The sequence below is a fragment of the Nocardioides daeguensis genome (genome assembly GCF_019192965.1).
In the GTDB taxonomy this organism is placed as follows: Bacteria; Actinomycetota; Actinomycetes; order Propionibacteriales; family Nocardioidaceae; genus Nocardioides; species Nocardioides daeguensis.
In genome coordinates this window covers 47403-64000 of the sequence record NZ_JAHTKU010000020.1, presented here as the reverse complement: position 1 = coordinate 64000, position 16598 = coordinate 47403, and the positions used below count along the sequence as shown (strand labels likewise).

Annotated in this window: 16 protein-coding genes and 1 riboswitch; of the genes, 15 read left to right on the top strand and 1 reads right to left on the bottom strand. The window is 73.5% G+C overall.

The window, feature by feature from the left end; genetic code table 11:
- Positions 1-50: 50 nt before the first annotated feature.
- The 6 genes from KU893_RS16225 to KU893_RS16200 are packed head-to-tail and all read left to right on the top strand — an operon-like array spanning position 51 to position 4710.
- Positions 51-584, top strand: coding sequence for an RNA polymerase sigma factor (locus KU893_RS16225; RefSeq protein ID WP_218235427.1), 534 nt, complete (start codon positions 51-53; stop codon positions 582-584).
- A complete protein-coding gene (locus tag KU893_RS16220; protein ID WP_218235426.1) occupies positions 581-1438 on the top strand; it encodes a hypothetical protein in 858 nt (285 codons plus the stop codon). Before KU893_RS16225 ends, KU893_RS16220 begins: the two co-directional genes overlap by 4 nt.
- Positions 1438-2271, top strand: a complete 834-nt coding sequence (locus KU893_RS16215) for an ABC transporter ATP-binding protein (RefSeq protein ID WP_218235425.1) — start codon at positions 1438-1440, stop codon at positions 2269-2271. Before KU893_RS16220 ends, KU893_RS16215 begins: the two co-directional genes overlap by 1 nt.
- Positions 2268-2840, top strand: a complete 573-nt coding sequence (locus KU893_RS16210; RefSeq protein WP_218235424.1) for a hypothetical protein — start codon at positions 2268-2270, stop codon at positions 2838-2840. Before KU893_RS16215 ends, KU893_RS16210 begins: the two co-directional genes overlap by 4 nt.
- Entirely contained in the window at positions 2837-3736 is a 900-nt protein-coding gene (locus KU893_RS16205) for a hypothetical protein (RefSeq protein WP_218235423.1), read from the top strand. The genes KU893_RS16210 and KU893_RS16205 overlap by 4 nt, the downstream gene beginning before the upstream one ends.
- Entirely contained in the window at positions 3733-4710 is a 978-nt protein-coding gene (locus KU893_RS16200) for a nucleoside hydrolase (RefSeq protein ID WP_218235422.1), read from the top strand. The genes KU893_RS16205 and KU893_RS16200 overlap by 4 nt, the downstream gene beginning before the upstream one ends.
- 11 nt (positions 4711-4721) lie before the next feature.
- Here the strand turns inward: KU893_RS16200 and KU893_RS16195 are convergent, their stop codons facing one another.
- Positions 4722-5609 (bottom strand): oxygenase MpaB family protein, encoded by an 888-nt coding sequence (locus KU893_RS16195; protein WP_218235421.1) that lies wholly within the window; start codon positions 5607-5609, stop codon positions 4722-4724.
- A gap of 118 nt (positions 5610-5727) precedes the next feature.
- Between KU893_RS16195 and KU893_RS23665 the strand changes: the two genes are divergently transcribed.
- The 9 genes from KU893_RS23665 (at position 5728) to KU893_RS16150 (ending at position 16588) form a co-directional block, all read left to right on the top strand.
- A complete protein-coding gene (locus KU893_RS23665; protein ID WP_218235420.1) occupies positions 5728-6924 on the top strand; it encodes an oxidoreductase in 1197 nt (398 codons plus the stop codon).
- A 158-nt stretch (positions 6925-7082) separates the two neighbouring features.
- The gene (locus tag KU893_RS16185; RefSeq protein WP_218235419.1) at positions 7083-8213 is read left to right on the top strand and encodes an NAD(P)H-dependent amine dehydrogenase family protein; all 1131 of its coding nucleotides are present in this window, start codon (positions 7083-7085) and stop codon (positions 8211-8213) included.
- Positions 8213-9037: an SDR family oxidoreductase gene (locus KU893_RS16180; protein WP_218235418.1), complete on the top strand. Its 825-nt coding sequence runs from the start codon at positions 8213-8215 to the stop codon at positions 9035-9037. The genes KU893_RS16185 and KU893_RS16180 overlap by 1 nt, the downstream gene beginning before the upstream one ends.
- A gap of 9 nt (positions 9038-9046) precedes the next feature.
- Entirely contained in the window at positions 9047-10114 is a 1068-nt protein-coding gene (locus KU893_RS16175) for an MBL fold metallo-hydrolase (RefSeq protein ID WP_218235417.1), read from the top strand.
- A 118-nt stretch (positions 10115-10232) separates the two neighbouring features.
- Positions 10233-10340, top strand: a riboswitch (TPP riboswitch).
- Positions 10332-11396: a thiamine ABC transporter substrate-binding protein gene (locus KU893_RS16170; RefSeq protein ID WP_218235416.1), complete on the top strand. Its 1065-nt coding sequence runs from the start codon at positions 10332-10334 to the stop codon at positions 11394-11396. Its footprint overlaps the riboswitch before it by 9 nt.
- Positions 11397-11407: 11 nt before the next feature.
- A complete protein-coding gene (locus KU893_RS16165) occupies positions 11408-13039 on the top strand; it encodes an ABC transporter permease (RefSeq protein WP_218235415.1) in 1632 nt (543 codons plus the stop codon).
- Positions 13036-14052, top strand: a complete 1017-nt coding sequence (locus KU893_RS16160; RefSeq protein ID WP_218235414.1) for an ABC transporter ATP-binding protein — start codon at positions 13036-13038, stop codon at positions 14050-14052. The genes KU893_RS16165 and KU893_RS16160 overlap by 4 nt, the downstream gene beginning before the upstream one ends.
- 10 nt (positions 14053-14062) lie before the next feature.
- Entirely contained in the window at positions 14063-15148 is a 1086-nt protein-coding gene (locus tag KU893_RS16155) for a phosphatase PAP2 family protein (protein ID WP_257441384.1), read from the top strand.
- A gap of 186 nt (positions 15149-15334) precedes the next feature.
- Complete coding sequence (locus KU893_RS16150; protein ID WP_218235413.1) at positions 15335-16588, top strand: C40 family peptidase; 1254 nt, start codon at positions 15335-15337, stop codon at positions 16586-16588.
- The last annotated feature ends 10 nt before the right edge of the window (positions 16589-16598 follow it).

The following is a 16598-nucleotide window of genomic DNA, read 5'->3' as shown; positions in this document are numbered from 1 at the left end:
ACCCGAGAATCCCCGTGAACCGATCCGGGGCCTCGTAGGAACAGAGCAGTGTGACCGAAGACCGACGTAGCGATCGCGAGCTCCTCGCGGCGATCGCCGAGCGCGACCGGGGAGCGCTGCACGAGCTGTTCGTACGGCACCAGCCGTGGCTCTCCGCGCGCGCGTCCCACCGGTGCGCCGACCCCGAGATCGTCGCCGAGGCGGTCAACGACACCTTCCTCGTGATCTGGCAGAAGCCGGGCTCGTACCGCGGGGACGGCGAGGTCGCCGCCTGGATCTGGGGCATCGCGATCCGCACCCTGCTCCACCACGTCCGCCCGCGGAAGTCCGTGGTCGAGCGGCTGACCCGGCTGCGGCACGACGACGTCGTGTCGACCGAGGAGACCGTGCTGCTCGCGCTGCACAACAGCGACGTCGGCATGGCGCTCGGGCGGCTCGCCCCCGAGCTGCGGGCCGTCGTCGAGGCCACCGTCCTCGACGGCCTGACCACCCGGGAGGCCGGCCGGCTGCTCGGGATCCCCAGTGGCACCGTGAAGAGCAGGATGAGCCGCGCGCGGCTCCAGCTGAGAGAGGCACTGCTGTGACGACCCAGCCCACCTGGCACCTGTCCGCCGAGGAGCTGGGGGCCTACCTCCGGTCCGCCTCCCAGCGCACGGTGCGCGACAGCTCCGCCGAGACCCACCTGCTCGCCTGCGCCGAGTGCCGGGCGCTGCTCGCGACCCTCACCGACGCCGCGAGCACCGATGCGGCCTGGCTGCGTCTGGCCGACGACGTCGACCGGACCTCCCGGCGCTCGTGGCTCCAGCTCGCCGGTGCGCCCGGGCTGCTCCGGACCGCTGTCGCGACGCCGCCGCTGCTCCGCGCCGCGGCGAGCGCCGCACTGGTGCTCGGTCTGGTGCCACTGCTCGCGTCCGCGATCGCGGGAGAGGGCGGGTTGCTCGCGCTGCTGGTGCTCGCCCCGCTCACCCCGATGGCCGCGGTCACTCTCGCCTACCGGCCCGCGCAGGACCCGGCCGGCGAGATCGGGCTCGTCGCGCCGGTCGCCGGGCTGCGCCTGGTGGCGCTGCGCGCGCTGGTCGTCGCCGCGCTGGCGCTCCCCGTGGTCTATGGCTCGCTGGCCCTCGTCTCGGCCGTGGGGCAGCCGATCCCGGCCAGCGACGCGGTCGCCTGGCTGCTGCCGGGGGCGGCGCTCGCCGCGGTCACCCTCGCCCTCGGCACGACGCGGGTCGACCCGCTCCCCGTCGCCATCGGCATCTCCGCGACCTGGGCGACGTCCGCGATCGCGCTGGGACGGTCCGGAGGCGGCATCGACGCCCGCTCCGTCACCGCCCTGCTCGCGGACCCCGTCACCCAGTGGGTCGCGCTCGCCGTCGCGGTGGGCGCCGCAGCCCTGGTCGTCGTACGACGCGACGAGATCGGCTACCGGAGGAGCATGTGATGGGCCTGAGCCTCGACCACGTCACCAAGCGCTTCGGTGCCCACAGCGCCGTGGATGCGGTCTCGCTCAGCGCCGCGGGCGGGATCGTGGGACTGCTCGGCCCGAACGGCGCCGGCAAGAGCACGCTGCTGCGGATGGCCGCGACCGTGCTCGCGCCCGACAGCGGGTCCCTGTCGATCCTGGGACGTGATCCTGCCGACCACCGGCAGCTGGTCGAGATCCGTCGCCGGCTCGGATACCTGCCGCAGAACCCGGGCCTGTACGGGGGCTTCACGCCCTTCGACTTCGTCGACTACGTCGCGGTCCTCAAGGAGCACACCGACGCCGCACGGCGTCGTGTGGAGGTCCGACGGGTCCTCGAGGCCGTCGGCCTCGAGGACGTGATGCACCGCAGGATCCGCCGGCTCTCGGGCGGCATGCGGCAACGGGTCGCGCTCGCGGCGGCCCTGGTCGGGCGCCCCGAGCTGCTCGTGCTCGACGAGCCCGCCAACGGCCTCGACCCGGACCAGCGGCTGCGGCTGCGCTCCTTGCTGGCCGACACCCCGACGGTGCTGCTCTCCACCCACAACATCAGCGAGGTCTCCGCGCTGTGCCGCCAGGTCGCGGTCATGCTCGAGGGTCGCATCGTGTTCACCGGCACGCCGGCCGAGCTGGCCGACCTCGCCGCCGGGCGGGTCTGGGAGGACGAGCGCCAGGACCCGCAGGCGCTGCGCAGCTGGCTCACCTCGGCCGGCAGCTACCGGCACCTCGGCGAGCCGCCGAGCGGTGCGACCGTGGTCGAGCCGACCCTCGACGACGGCTACCTCCTGCTCGCCCGCCGGGAGCACGGATGACGGCGTGGATGGCGCCGACCCTGCGTGCCACCACCTGGTCTCCGCTGCTCGGCTGCGTGTGCGCGCTGGCGGCGCTCGCGGTGGTCCGGGGACTGCTCGACGCCGGCCGGCCCGACCTGCCGGGCATCGCCGGTGCGGCGCTCGCCGCCGCCGTCGTCGGTGGCCTGCACGACCGGGCCGCCGACCTGCTCGCGGCGGTCCCCGTGTCCGAGGTGCGGCGCCGGGCGCGCCGGCTCGTGCTGCTCGTTCCCGCAGCCGCAGGCGCGTGGGGCGCCTACGTCGCGGGGGAGCATCTGCACAGCGAGCCGGGCTGGCCGCTCGGCCAGCCCGCCGCCCTGCTCGCCTGCGGGCTCGCCGTCACCGCGTGGGTCCCCGGACGTGTCGGGGTCAGCGCGGGGGCCGCGGTGCCCTTGTGCTGGGCCTTCACTGCCGTGGCGACGCCCGGAGGTGCCGTCGGCGACGCGCTCTTCGCCTGGCAGTCCCACCCCTGGCCGACCTGCCTGGTCGCCACCACCGTCGGGCTCCTCGGCGTCGCCCGCTCCACCCGCGACCCCCGGAGGACTCGATGACCGCCGTGCCTGCCACGCCGCCCGCGCGCGCCGCCCGGTCGCTCAGCGGCCCGGTCCGGAGCCTGGCCTTGCTCGAGGCCCGCCACCTGCTGCGCCACCCGGCGACCTGGCTCGGGATCCTGGCCTGCGGCTGGTGGTTGCTGCAGACCGACGGCGACTGGGCCAGTGCGCGCTACGACGGCTACCAGGCAGCACTGACCCCGATGTGGCTGGGCTTCTCGGTCGCCATGACCGGCAGCTTCGCCCGCGGGCGGTCCGGTGTCGCCGACGACGCACCGATGGCGCCGGGCGCGCGTGCGGCCGCTCGCCTGCTCGCCGGCCTCGTCCTCGTCCTGCTGGCCGCAGTGGTGGTCGGCGTCGGTGCCGTGGTCCTGCGCGCCGCTGGCGGCGTGCGCCTCGGCGACGACCCCGGGCGTACCGACCACGCGGTCTACACGCTGCCCGAGCTGCTGCAGCCGGTCCTGCTCGCGGCGTTCGCGGTCGCTCTCGGTGCGGCGGTGGTGCACGTGGTCCGCAGTCGGGCGGCGAGCACCGTGGTGCTGACCGTGTTCTGGTTCCTGTGCGGCGCGACGTACTGGATCTTCTCCGGCGACCTCGCCCGCCTGCTCGCGCCCTTGCAGGTGCAGCCGTTCTCGGTGCGGGCCGGCGCGTGGGACGCCGACCCGGCCACCTTCCCCGCGCACTGGCTGCTCTCCGCGCCCGGGGAGTACCAGGACTACTGGGCACGCCTGGTCGTCTCGCCGTGGCTGGCTGCGTGGCACGACCTGTACGTCGTGGGCCTGGCCGCAATCGCCGCCGGGATCGCCCTGCCCGGCCGGGCCCGCCGGGTGCTCGTCGGCGTCGGTCTGGTCGTCGCCGTGCTCGGGGTCGGCCTGCAGCAGGTCGTCGCCCCGTGAGGCCCGCCGCCCTCGCAGCCACCCTGTGCGCGACGCTCCTCGTGGCGTGCGCGCCGGCCGAGGGCGACGGCGAGCCGGTGCCGCCCGTGCCGCCCGGGCCGCTGGCCGCGGCTCCGGCGAAGGCCCCGGACGCGCGACGGGTCGTCGTCGACACCGATCTCGGCCGCGACGACCTGCTCGCCCTCGCGCTCCTGGTACGTCATCCGGGCGTCCGGGTGGAGGCGGTGACCATCGCCGCGACCGGCTTGGTCGGCTGCGCCGACGGGCGCCCGATCCTCGCCGCCCTCTTCCGGGACCTCGACGCGCCGGTGCCACCCGTGGCCTGCGGTCCCGGTGAGTCGCCCAGCGGCGCCCGCCCGTTCCCCGCGCCGTGGCGCACGGATTCCGCCCGCGGGTCCGGCCTGGACCTGGACGTCGCGCCGGTGCCCGTCGTCGACGCCGATGCCCCCGGCCTGCTCGCCGACCTGGCCACCCGCGCACCCGGTCTCACGGTGGTGGCCCTCGGGCCGCTGACCAACCTCGCCGAGCTCGCGCGACGCGACCCGCCGGCGTACCGCGACCTGGCGGGGATCCACGCCATGGCCGGCTCGACGCAGCCCGGCCGCGACGACGGTGTCGCGGAGTGGAACGCCGCCGCCGACCCGGGCGCGCTCGCCGCCGTCCTCGACCCGGCCCTCGCCGGCGCGGTCCCCGTCACCCTGGTGCCCGCGGACGCTGTACCCCCGGGGACGCCGGACGCGCTGGCAGCGCCGGTCGTCGGCCGGATCGCGACGCCCGGCACTCTCGACCGGTGGTGGGACCTCGCGGCCGCAGCCGCCCTCCTCGCCGGTCTGCCCACTCAGCAGGGGGCCGAGCGCGGGACCTGGCGCACGGACGCCGACGGCCTGCTGACCCGGGAGGGCGACGGCCCGGTCGCCGTGATCCGCACGGTGCCACCCGCGGTGGTGGAGGAGGCCTGCGCGGCCTCCTTCTGAGCGGACCCGGCTCAGGCGCTGGCGTCGTGGCGCACGGGGCAGCCCCCGGCGCCGGGGACCGGGAAGGTGCCGAGATCGGCCAGTCGGAAGCCGTCCGGGTAGCTCTTGATCCGGGGCAGGTCCGCCGTGTACGTCGGCACCCGGTTCGACGGGGTGTAGCGCAGCAGCCGGGCCCGGACCCGCATCGCGCCGACGCTGAGCCGGCGCACCAGGGGGCCGGGGTCGGTGTAGGCGAAGGCGTCGAGCAGTGGCTGGTCCATCAGCCCGCGGCTGAACAGCGCGACCGGCTTGCGCAGCGGCCGCGGGTAGAACGTGGTGAGCAGGCGCAGCGTGGCGTCGGCGACCCGCCGCCCGCCCGCGTCGAACTCGAAGTGCGCGCGCTCGTAGTCGTCCATCAGCTGCGCGAAGGCGTCGTAGGTCTCCGGGATGTCCTTGATCCCCATGTGCCTGCCCAGCGCCCGGTAGTAGTTGACGCTCGCGCGCAGCTCGGTGTCGGTGAGGGCGCGCCAGCCGTAGTCGTCGAGCCAGCGCCTGGGGACCACGACGAAGGTCGAGAGTACGTACAAGAAGTCGTCGTTGGAGATGTCGTACATGCGGTGCATCTGGTTGATCCGCCGCATCGCGGTCTTGCCGGCCTCGGAGTCGAAGCCGTGCACGAAGGGCGCCTCGAGGAGCAGGGCGGTGTCGTCGTACCGCTTCTGGACGGCGCCCGTGAACGCGCCGGTCTGGTCGAGGAGCCGCCCGATGCTCGGCACCGCGTAGGTCCGGAACAGCGCGAAGCTCAGGGCCTGGGTCAGGTCCCAGGTGAACTCGTAGAGCGCCAGGTTCTGGTAGATCTCGACGTAGTCGGTCTCCGGGTCGAGCGAGTCGTTGCGGTCGCGCCAGAGGGTCTTGGCCATGACGGCGAGCCTAGGACGGTCACCGGATCGGCAATAGATGACGAGTTCTCACTTTTCGCTCACTTTCCGCTGCCGCCATATCTAGAATTCGTTCTAGTTTCAGCGCTAGGGTGCGCGCGTGAACGCTCCCGACGTCTTCGCCCCGGTCGCCCTCGGTCCGGTCCGGCTCCGCAACCGCACGGTCAAGGCCGCCACCTTCGAGGGCCGCACGCCCGACGGCGTCGTCACCGACGAGCTCATCGCCTACCACCGCGCGCCGGCGGCCGGCGGCGTCGGGCTGACCACGGTCGCCTATCTCGCGGTCGCGCCCGACGGCCGGACCCACCGCGAGCAGATCGTGGTGGGGGAGCCGACTCTCCCCGGGCTGAGCCGCCTCGCCGACGAGATCCACGCGACGGGTGCCAAGATCGCCGGGCAGGTCGGGCACGCCGGTCCGGTCGCCAACGGCCGCTCCAACGGCGTGCCGGCCATCGCGGCCAGCGCGATGCCGAGCCCGCTGTCGATGCAGATGATCCGCTCGGCCTCCGAGCAGGACCTGACCCGCGTCACCCGGGCGTACGTCGACGCCGCCCGCACCCTGGTCCGGGCCGGGTTCGACGTGCTCGAGCTGCACATGGCGCACTCGTACCTCATCTCCTCCTTCCTCGCCCCGGGCCTCAACCGCCGCCGCGACCGCTGGGGCGGCCCGCTCGAGCGTCGGGCCCGGCTCGCGCGGCAGGTCGCGCGCGTCGTACGCGAGGAGGTCGGGGACGCCGTCGCGGTCACCGCCAAGGTCTCCGTCTCTGACGGCTTCAAGGGCGGTGTGACCACGCCGATGAGCATCGAGCTGGCCCAGCTGCTCGAGGCCGACGGCCACCTCGACGCGCTCCAGCTCTCGGGCGGCTCGTCGCTGATGAACCCGATGTACCTCTTCCGCGGCGACGCCCCCGTCGCCGAGTTCGCCGAGACCATGCCGCCGCTGGTGAGGTGGGGCATGAAGACCCCGGTGGGCCGGGGCTTCATGAAGCGCTATGCCTTCGAGGAGGCCTACTTCCGCCCCAAGGCGCTCGAGCTGCGCGGCGCCGTCGCGATGCCGCTCATGCTCCTCGGCGGGATCAACCGGCTCGAGACCATGCGGCAGGCGATGGCCGACGGCTTCGACTTCGTCGTGATGGGCCGGGCCCTGCTGCGTGAGCCGGACCTGGTCAACCGCCTCCAGGCGGGGACGGCGGCCGCGGGTATCTGCATCCACTGCAACCGGTGCATGCCGACGATCTACTCGGGCACCCGCTGCCCCGAGTGGGCGGCCGACGAGGTCATCCCGGTGCCTCGCTGACCCCGCGAACAGGCTGACGTAACGCGAACCTGGACGAGGAAACTGGCGCTGGGACGAGGAAGCTTCCTCGTCCCAGCGCCAGTTTCACCGGCCGGCCGGTGAAACTGGCACCGGCCAACCCATTCCCAGAAACTAGAACTCGTTCTACATTGGCCCGCATGTCACAGGTCATCCCCGAGAAGCCGCTGCGGGTCGTCGTCTGGTCCACGGGCACGATCGGACGGCACGCGATCGTCGGCGTCGACGCCCATCCCGACCTCGAGCTGGTCGGGGTGTGGACCTCGACGCCGGAGAAGCACGGCCAGGACGCCGGCCTGCTCGCCGGCCTGGACCGCGAGCTCGGCGTCAGGGCGACCACCGACCGCGACGAGCTGGTCGCGCTGCGCCCCGACTGCGTCGTGCACGCCGCGATGACCGACGACCGGGTCTTCGAGGCGATCGCGGACCTGACCGAGCTGATCCGCGACGGCGTCAACGTGGTGTCGTCGGGGCCGGTCATCCTGCTCCACCGCGCGGGCACGCTGCCCGACGAGATGATCGAGGCCATCGACGAGGCGGGCCGGCAGGGCAACGCGAGCCTGCACGTCAACGGCATCGACCCGGGCTTCGCCAACGACCTGCTGCCGCTCGTGCTGACCAGCCTCAGCCAGCGCATCGACCACGTCACCGTCAGCGAGATCGCCGACTACTCGACGTACTACCAGCCCGTCGTCATGCGTGACCTGTTCGGCTTCGGGGAGCCGCTCGACGACGGGGCCGCCACTCCGCTGCTTTGGGAGCCGGGCATCCTCACCACCGCGTGGGGCCCGGTGGTGCGGGTGATCGCGGCCGGGCTGGGCGTGACGCTCGACGAGCCGCTGGTCGAGGAGGTCGACCGGCGCCCGGCGGAGCGCGACACGAAGACCGTGTCGCTGGACGTGGCGGAAGGCACCATGGGGGCCGTCCGCTTCCGCGTCATCGGCACCGTCGACGGGGTCCCGCGGATCACCCTCGAGCACGTCACGCGTACGGCGCCCGACCAGGTCCCGGAGTGGCCCACGCCCGCCGAGGGCGACGGCTGCTACCGGGTCGAGATCACCGGCGAGCCGTGCATGAAGCTCGAGTTCACCCACCACGGCGAGCACGGCGACCACAACGTCTCCGGGATGATCGTCACCGCGCAGCGGCTGATCAACGCGATCCCTGCCGTCGTGGCCGCCGAGCCCGGCCTGGTCACCGTCCTCGACCTGCCGCTGGTCACCGGCCGTGGCCTGGTCGCCGGCACCAACACCGCAGCCCAGGAGAAGTGATGAGCATCCTCGACCGGTTCCGCCTGACCGACCACGTCGCCGTCGTCACCGGCGCCGGCCGCGGGATCGGTGCCGCCACGGCGGTCGCCCTCGCCGAGGCCGGTGCCGACGTCGTCATCTCCGCGCGCACCGAGGGTCAGCTCAAGGAGGTCGCCGCGCGGATCGAGGACGCCGGGCGCCGCGCGCTCGTCGTCCCTGCCAACCTGGCGCACACCGACGAGGTCGCCGGCCTCGCCCAGCAGGCGTACGACGCGTTCGGCCGCCTCGACGTGGTGGTCAACAACGTGGGCGGCACCATCCCCAACGCCTTCCTCGACACCGACGTGGCCTACCTGGAGGAGGCCTTCCACTTCAACGTCGCCACGGCCCACGCGCTGAGCCGGGCCGCCGTCCCGCTGATGCTGAGGTCGGCCGGCGAGGGGCGACAGAAGTCGATCACCTCGATCTCCTCGGCCATGGGCCGGCTGGCGGGTCGCGGCTACCTCGCCTACGGCACCGCCAAGGCCGCGCTCGCGCACTGGTCGCGGCTCGCCGCGACCGACCTCAACCCGGAGATCCGGGTCAACGGCGTGTTCGTCGGCTCGGTGATGACCAGCGCGCTGGAGTTCGTCGCGGGCGTGCCGGAGATGAAGAGCCAGCTCGAGGAGGCGACCCCGCTGGGCCGGATCGGCGAGGCCGAGGACATCGCCGCGGCGGTGGTCTACCTGGCCTCCCCGGCCGGCAAGTACGTCACCGGCAAGATGCTCGAGGTCGACGGCGGCATCCAGGAACCGAACCTCGACCTCCACCTACCCGACCTCCGTCCCGATGTGAACGGCGCCTAGAGTGCGACCATGACCACGGGAGGGATCGCCACCGGACACGCCGTCTCGCCGGACTCGGGCCGGTACTGGGCAGACGAGGGCGCGTGGGAGGTCGCGGAGGGCATCCACCGGATCCCGCTGCCGCTGCCGATGGACGCGCTCAAGGCGGTCAACGTCTACGTCGTCCAGGGCGACGACGGGCTCACCCTCATCGACGGCGGCTGGTCGATCCCGGTCGCGCGGGAGCTGCTCGACACGTCGCTGCGCTCGATCGGCTCGGGATTCGGGGACATCAAGCGGTTCCTGGTCACCCACGTGCACCGCGACCACTTCACCCTGGCCACCGTCCTGGGCCACGAGTACGGCGCCGACGTGGCGCTCGGTCGCGAGGAGCAGCCCGCCCTCGAGCTGCTCCACCGCGCCAGCCGCGACGGCCTCGACGAGAGCCCCTTCCTCGCCGTGCTGCGCACCGCCGGCGCCGAGGAGATCGCCGCGCTGTGGGCGGCCGGACCGGGCGACCTGCCGCAGGCCGTCGACTGGGCGTTCCCCGACACCTGGCTCGAGGGCGACCGCTCCTTCGACGTCGGCCGGCGCCGGATCGACGCGGTGCACACGCCGGGCCACACCCCCGGCCACTACGTCTTCGCCGACCAGGCCGAGGGCGTGCTGTTCTCCGGTGACCACGTGCTGCCCACGATCACGCCGTCCATCGGCTTCACGGTGCCGGCCGCTGACCAGCCCCTCGGTCAGTTCATGGCGTCCCTGGCCCGGGTCCGTGAGCTGCCCGACCTGCGCATCCTGCCCGCGCACGGCCCGGTCGCGCCGTCGTCGTACCAGCGCGTCGACGAGCTGCTCGCCCACCACGAGCACCGGCTCGACCTGTGCCTCGCCGCGGTCAAGGAGCGTGGCTCGGTCACCTCGCTCGTCGTCGCGAAGGACCTGGGCTGGACCCGCCACGAGCGGGCGTTCGGCGAGCTCGACGTGTTCAGTCAGGGCATGGCCGCGATGGAGACCAAGGCGCACCTCGACCTGCTCGTCGCCCGCGGCCAGGTGAGCGCCGTGGACCACCCGGACGGCGTCGTCTACACCGCGTCCTGACCTGCCGGGTGCACCGCGCCCCATGCGAGTTGGTCGCGAAATCGACCTGAACACAGCCAGATCGCATGGGGCGCGGTGCACACCCGCGCGACCGGCCGACGGCAGGTCCTAAACTGGCCGGGTCCGACAGGGGAGCACCAGCGGGTGCTGAGAGTGCGGCGTGGGCCGCAGACCCTCCGAACCTGATCCGGTTAGCACCGGCGAAGGGAGTCAACCGATGCGTATGCGCACGCTCACCGGCCGCACCCTCGTGGCCCTCTCCACGACCGCCCTCCTCGCGAGCAGCTGCTCGCTGATCGGCAGCGAGAGCGACAGCAAGGAGGGCGGTGACACGACGGTCACCCTGGTCACCCACGAGTCGTTCAACCTCCCCAAGGACCTGGTGACGGCCTTCGAGAAGGACACCGGCTACCGCCTCGAGATCAGCAAGCTCGAGGACGCCGGCGCGCTCACCAACGAGCTGGTGCTGACCAAGGACAAGCCGGTCGGCGACGTGGTGTTCGGCGTCGACAACACCTTCGCCACGCGCGCGATCGACGAGGGCGTGTTCGCCCCCTACGCCCCGAGCCTCCCGCAGGGCGCGGACGCCTACGAGCTCGACGGCGACGACGACGACGCGCTCACCCCGGTCGACACCGGCAACGTGTGCGTCAACATCGACGACGCCTGGTTCGCCGCGAAGGGCGTCCCCGCGCCGACGAGCCTCGATGACCTCACGAAGCCCGCCTACAAGGACCTCTTCGTGATCCCCGGCGCCAGCACCAGCTCACCCGGCCTGGCGTTCCTGCTGGCCACGATCGCGAAGTACGGCGCCGACTGGTCGTCGTACTGGACCCGGCTCGTCGACAACGGCGCCAAGGTGGTCAAGGGCTGGTCCGACGCCTACTTCACCGACTTCACCTTCTCCGGCGGTGACCGGCCGATCGTGGTGTCCTACGACTCCTCGCCGGCGTTCACGCTGAACAAGTCGGGGGACGAGACGACCACCAGCGCGCTGCTCGACGGCTGTTTCGAGCAGGTGGAGTACGCCGGCGTGCTGCGCGGGGAGACGACCAACACCGACGGCGCGCGGGCCGTGATCGACTGGCTGCTCTCGCCGCAGGTGCAGGCAGCGCTGCCCGAGTCGATGTACGTCTTCCCGGTCGCCACCGACGTCGAGCTGCCGGCCGACTGGGCGAAGTTCGCCGAGCGGCCCGAGACGACCGAGCAGGTGGCTCCCTCCGAGATCGCCAAGGAGCGCAAGGCGTGGCTGGAGCAGTGGACGGAGATCGTCTCCCGGTAGGCGGTGCGACGATGGCCCGACGACTGGCGCTGGGACTGCTCGCCGCGGTCCCGGTGGCCGTCGTCGCGGTCTTCTTCGTGCTGCCCGTCGGCGCGATGCTCCACCGCGGCGTGTGGCCCGAGGGGGCCTTCGACCCCGGCGCGGTGCTCGACGTGCTGCGCCGTCCCCGCACGGCCCGGGTGCTGTGGTTCACCGTCTGGACGAGCAGCGTCGCGACCGCGCTCGCCGTCTTGCTGGGCCTGCCTGCCGCCTACGTCGTGCACCGGCTCCGCTTCCCCGGCCGCGCCCTCGTCCGTACGGCGCTGCTCGTGCCGTTCGTGCTGCCGACCGTGGTCGTCGGGCTCGCGGTCCGCGAGCTCATCGCGGCCTCGGGCACCCTCGGGTTCCTCGACCTCGACGGGACGCCGGTCGCGATCCTGATCGGGCTGGTCTTCTTCAACGTGGCCGTCGTGATCCGTACCGTCGGCGTCGCCTGGGAGGGCCTGGACCGCCGGCCCGCCGAGGCCGCGGCCGCGCTCGGCGCCACGCCGGTCCAGGTGCTGCGGACGGTCACCCTGCCCGCGCTGCGCCCGGCGATCGTCTCCGCCGCCAGCGTCGTCTTCCTGTTCTGCGCGACCGCCTTCGGCGTCGTGCTGGTGCTCGGCGGGGTCCGGTACTCCTCCGTCGAGACCGAGATCTACCTGCTCACCGCCGACCTGCTCGACCTGCCCGCCGCCGCGGCGCTCTCGCTCGTGCAGATGCTGGCGGTCGTGGCCCTGCTCGTCGTGGTCGGCCGGCTGCGCGCCGTACCCGACCCGACGGTGCGGCGGGTCGCTGCCCCGCCCGCCCGGCCGCGCCCGCGTGACGTCCCCGCCCTCGCCGTCACGGTGCTCACCCTCGCGCTGGTGTCCGTGCCGGTCCTCACGCTGGCGGTGGGCTCGGTACGCCGCGAGGGCCGGTGGAGCCTCGACTTCTACCGCGCCCTCGGCGGCTCGGCCGACGGCCTGCTGCAGGTGTCGGTCACCGACGCGCTCGCGGCCTCGCTGCGGATCGCGGTCGACGCGACCTGGATGTCCCTCGCGCTCGGGCTGGTCGTCGCGTTCGTGGTGACCCGGAGGGTGCGCACCCGGGCCGGCAGGCGGGCGCGGGCGGTGCTGGACGGCTTCTTCATGCTGCCCCTCGGCGTCTCGGCGGTCACCCTCGGCTTCGGCTTCCTCATCGCGCTCGACCAGCCGCCGCTCGACCTGCGCGCCAGCCCGCTGCTGGTGCCGATCGCCCAGGCCCTCGTGGCGCTGCCGCTCGTCGTGCGCACCCTGGTCCCGGTGCTCGCCGGGATCGACGACCGCCAACGCCAGGCCGCCGCGTCGCTCGGCGCCGGGCCGCTGCGCACCCTGCTGAGCGTCGACCTGGCCGTCGTCTGGCGACCGTTGCTGGCCGCCGCGGGCTTCGCGTTCGCCGTGTCCCTGGGGGAGTTCGGCGCGACCTCGTTCATCGTGCGGCCGGCCGAGCCGACCCTGCCGGTCGTCATCTACCGGCTGCTCGGGCACCCGGGCGCCCTCAACTACGGCACCGCCATGGCCGCGTCGGTGGTGCTGGCCGCCGTGACGGCGGGTGTCATCCTCGTCGTCGAGCGGCTGCGTGTGCCGGGAGTGGGGTCGTGGTGAGCCTGGAGCTGCAGGGAGTCAGCGTCGCCTTCGACGGGGCGGTGGTGGTCGACGCCGTCGACCTGAGCGTCGAGGACGGCCACGTGTTGGCGGTCCTCGGGCCGTCCGGCTGCGGGAAGTCCACGCTGCTACGGGCGGTCGCGGGCCTCGAGCCGCTGACGTCCGGCCGGATCGGCTGGGACGGCGCCGACCTCGCCGGCGTACCCACCCACCGGCGCGGGTTCGCGCTGATGTTCCAAGACGGCCAGCTCTTCGACCACCTGACGGTCGCCCGCAACATCGGCTACGCCCGCCGTCTGCAGGGCGCCTCCCGGGCCGCCGTCCGGGCCGAGGTCGACGACCTGCTCGACCTGGTCGGTCTCGGCGGGTACGGCGGCCGGCTGCCCCGCACCCTTTCCGGCGGCGAGCGGCAACGCGTCGCCCTGGCCCGCTCGCTGGCCGCGCGACCGCGGCTGCTGTTGCTCGACGAGCCGCTGAGCGCCCTCGACGCCGGTCTGCGCGGCCGGCTCGCCGCCGACCTGCGGCGCATCCTCACCGAGTCCGGTACGACGGCCCTGCTCGTCACGCACGACCAGGACGAGGCCTTCGCCGTCGCGGACCGGCTGGCGGTCATGCGGGAGGGCCGCATCGTCCAGGAGGGCCCCACCGGTTCGGTCTGGGCGCACCCGGCCGACGCCGACACCGCCCTGTTCCTCGGCTACGCCCGCGTCCTGGGGCCGCGCGCCGCCACCGCTCTCCTCGGCCGCGCCACGGGCCCCGTCGCACTGCGACCGGCCGCCGTGCTGGCCGGCCCCGAGAGGGGCGACGGGATCCCCGCGACCGTCCGCAGCTTCCGCCCGACGCCGGACGCCGGCCGGCTCGTCGTGAGCGTCGACGGCGTCGGCGAGCTGGACGCCGTCGGGGTCCCGGGCTGGGTCGCGGAGCCCGGCCAGCGGGTCGCCGTACGTGTGGTGGAGCACGCGATCGCCGTCCTGCCGGGCGCTGCCGCGGAACCCGCTGGCAGCGCACCGTAGGATCCCTCGGGTGTACCGCCGCGCCTACACCCTTCTCATCGGCACGGCCGCGCTCATGCTGGGCCTCGCGGCCCTCACCGCGTGGAAGCTCGATCGCCGACTCCTCGACCCCGAGGGGAGCTTCCTCGGACCGTCGTACATCCGGCTGCCGCTGCTGCTCCTGGGTGCCCTCCTGCTCGACCTGCTGCCGCTGGCGCTGTGGAAGGCCCACGGCCGCCCGAGCCGGGTGGTGCCGGTCGTCCGCGAGCGGCTGCGCACGCACTGGACGAGGGAGCGCGCGACGCTCGTCGCGATCGGCGTCATCGGCTTCTACCTGACCTACGTCAGCTACCGGAACCTCAAGTCGTTCCTGCCGTTCGTGCGCTCCGACCCGAACGCCGCCCCCGGCGAGGTCCGGGCCCTGTCGTTCGACCGCGAGCTGCACATCCTCGACCGCGTCATCTTCTTCGGCCACGACCCGAGCGACGTGCTGCACGGGCTGCTCGGCAAGACGGTCACCGCGGAGATCCTCTCGCCGATCTACCTGATGTTCCTGCCGCTGGTGCCTCTCGCCGTCACCGCGTGGCTGGTCTGGTCGCGCAACTACTCCTTCGGCTACTGGTTCGTGACCTCGCAGTGCCTCGCCTGGTCGCTCGGCACGCTGTCCTACTACCTGCTGCCGACCCTGGGGCCCGGCATCGCCTACACCTCGGAGTACTACGGCGTCGGCGGCCTCGCCCACACCGGCACCACCGACTTGATGAACTCGATCGTCAGAGCCCGAGGGAACGTGCTGTACGGCGGCGCGACCGAGTCGGTCAACTCCATCGCCGGCTTCGCCAGCCTGCACTGCGCGATCACCCTGCTCTTCGCGCTGATGGTCCAGTACACGCTGCGCTCGCAGATCCTCAAGATCGTGTTCTGGGTGAACTTCGGCCTCACCGTCGTCGCCACCCTCTACTTCGGCTGGCACTACGTCGCCGACGACCTCGCCGGCATCGCGATCGCCGTCGTCTCCTTCTACGTCGGGGGCATCGCCAGCGGCCAGAAGTTCGACCGGCGCCTGCACTCGCACCCCACCACGACCACCTCGAAGGTGCCGGTCGAGGTGGACTGAGGCCCGATCGGGGCTGGAAATGAGTTTTGTCGTCCAACCCCCGACAGTTTCACCGGCCGGCCGGTGAAACTACCTCCGCTCGACAGAATGACAACCATGTAATTCGTCAACCCGACACGCCGCAGCCCTCTGTGATTTCTGAGATTTTTGTTTCGCATGTGACAAAAGCGCACTACGGTGACGCAAGTGCGTTCCCCGAGCATCGGTTCCGGCCTGGCTGCCCTCGTCCTGACGGCGGTGGTCTGCGTCCCCGGGGCACAGGCTGACCCGCCCGCCGACCCGGGCCCGTCGACCACATCGAGCACGCCGAGCGCCCCGACCACCTCGGGTGTCCCGAGTGCCGCGGACGTCCGGGCGGCCCGGGATCGGGCGGCGGGCGCCGAGGGCGAGGTCGCCGCGATCCAGCAGCGCATGGCCGCTGCGGCCGCGGAGCTCGACGGCGCCACGGTCCGGGCCGCGAAGGCCACAGAGGCCTGGAACGGGGCCCGCTGGGCGGCGCGCCGGGCGCGTGCGACCGAGCGGCGCGCCACGGCCGACGCGGCGGCCGCCGACCAGGCGCTGGCCGTCCACAAGGAGGCCTACCGCGAGGCGGTCATCGCGGCGCAGGGCATGGGCCTCGAGCTGTCCGTCGTGGAGGCGTTCGTCGACGCCGACGGCATCGACAGCCTGCTCGAGCGGTCCGCGGCCGACGAGCACGTCCAGGCCCTCTTCGACCAGCGCCGCGACGCGTACGTCGACGCGTCGGCCGCCGCCGCCAGTGCTGCCGACGCGGCCACCGCGGCCACGGCCGAGGCGGAGCGGACCCTCGCCGACGCGCGGGTCGCGCGTGACCGGGCCCGGGCCGCGGCCCGAGAGGCGGAGGCGGTCACGGCGCGGATCGAGGGCCGCCGCACCCGGCTCGTGAAGCGGCTCGCCCGCCTCCAGGGCGTCAGCGTCGCCGTCGCCGGGGCCTACCAGGCCGCCGTCGACGCGGAGGCGGCCGCCGAGGCGGCCGCCGTCAAAGCCGCCGCCGACGCGGAGGCGGTGAAGCAGGACGCGAAGGCCGCCGCACCCGGCCCGGACCCCGCGCCGGCGCCGTCCGACGGAGCGGCCGCCGCGATCGCCTTCGCCCGCGGCCAGCTCGGCGAGCCCTACCGGTGGGGCGCGGCCGGCCCGAACGCCTGGGACTGCTCCGGCCTCGTGGCGAGGGCGTGGGCCGCCGGCGGGACCTCGCTGCCGCACTACTCGGTGGCGCAGTACGAGCAGTCCACTCCGATCACCCGCGACCAGCTTCGCCCCGGCGACCTCGTGTTCTGGTCCGACGGCGGCCCGGGCGCGATCTTCCACGTCGCGCTCTACGTCGGCGAGGGCCGCATCATCCACGCTCCGCGCACCGGACGCCCGGTCACCGAGGAGTCGATCGACTACTGGCGCAGCCCGGACTTCTTCGCGCGGCCCTGACCGGGACGCT

Excerpts from the sequence above, each read along its gene's own strand:
- KU893_RS16215 (WP_218235425.1), top strand. The coding sequence starts at position 1,438 with ATGGGCCTGAGCCTCGACCACGTCACCAAGCGCTTCGGTGCCCACAGC.
- KU893_RS16210 (WP_218235424.1), top strand. The coding sequence starts at position 2,268 with ATGACGGCGTGGATGGCGCCGACCCTGCGTGCCACCACCTGGTCTCCG.
- KU893_RS16205 (WP_218235423.1), top strand. The coding sequence starts at position 2,837 with ATGACCGCCGTGCCTGCCACGCCGCCCGCGCGCGCCGCCCGGTCGCTC.
- KU893_RS16195 (WP_218235421.1), bottom strand. The coding sequence starts at position 5,609 with ATGGCCAAGACCCTCTGGCGCGACCGCAACGACTCGCTCGACCCGGAG.
- KU893_RS16185 (WP_218235419.1), top strand. The coding sequence starts at position 7,083 with ATGTCACAGGTCATCCCCGAGAAGCCGCTGCGGGTCGTCGTCTGGTCC.
- KU893_RS16180 (WP_218235418.1), top strand. The coding sequence starts at position 8,213 with ATGAGCATCCTCGACCGGTTCCGCCTGACCGACCACGTCGCCGTCGTC.
- KU893_RS16175 (WP_218235417.1), top strand. The coding sequence starts at position 9,047 with ATGACCACGGGAGGGATCGCCACCGGACACGCCGTCTCGCCGGACTCG.
- KU893_RS16170 (WP_218235416.1), top strand. The coding sequence starts at position 10,332 with ATGCGTATGCGCACGCTCACCGGCCGCACCCTCGTGGCCCTCTCCACG.
- KU893_RS16165 (WP_218235415.1), top strand. The coding sequence starts at position 11,408 with ATGGCCCGACGACTGGCGCTGGGACTGCTCGCCGCGGTCCCGGTGGCC.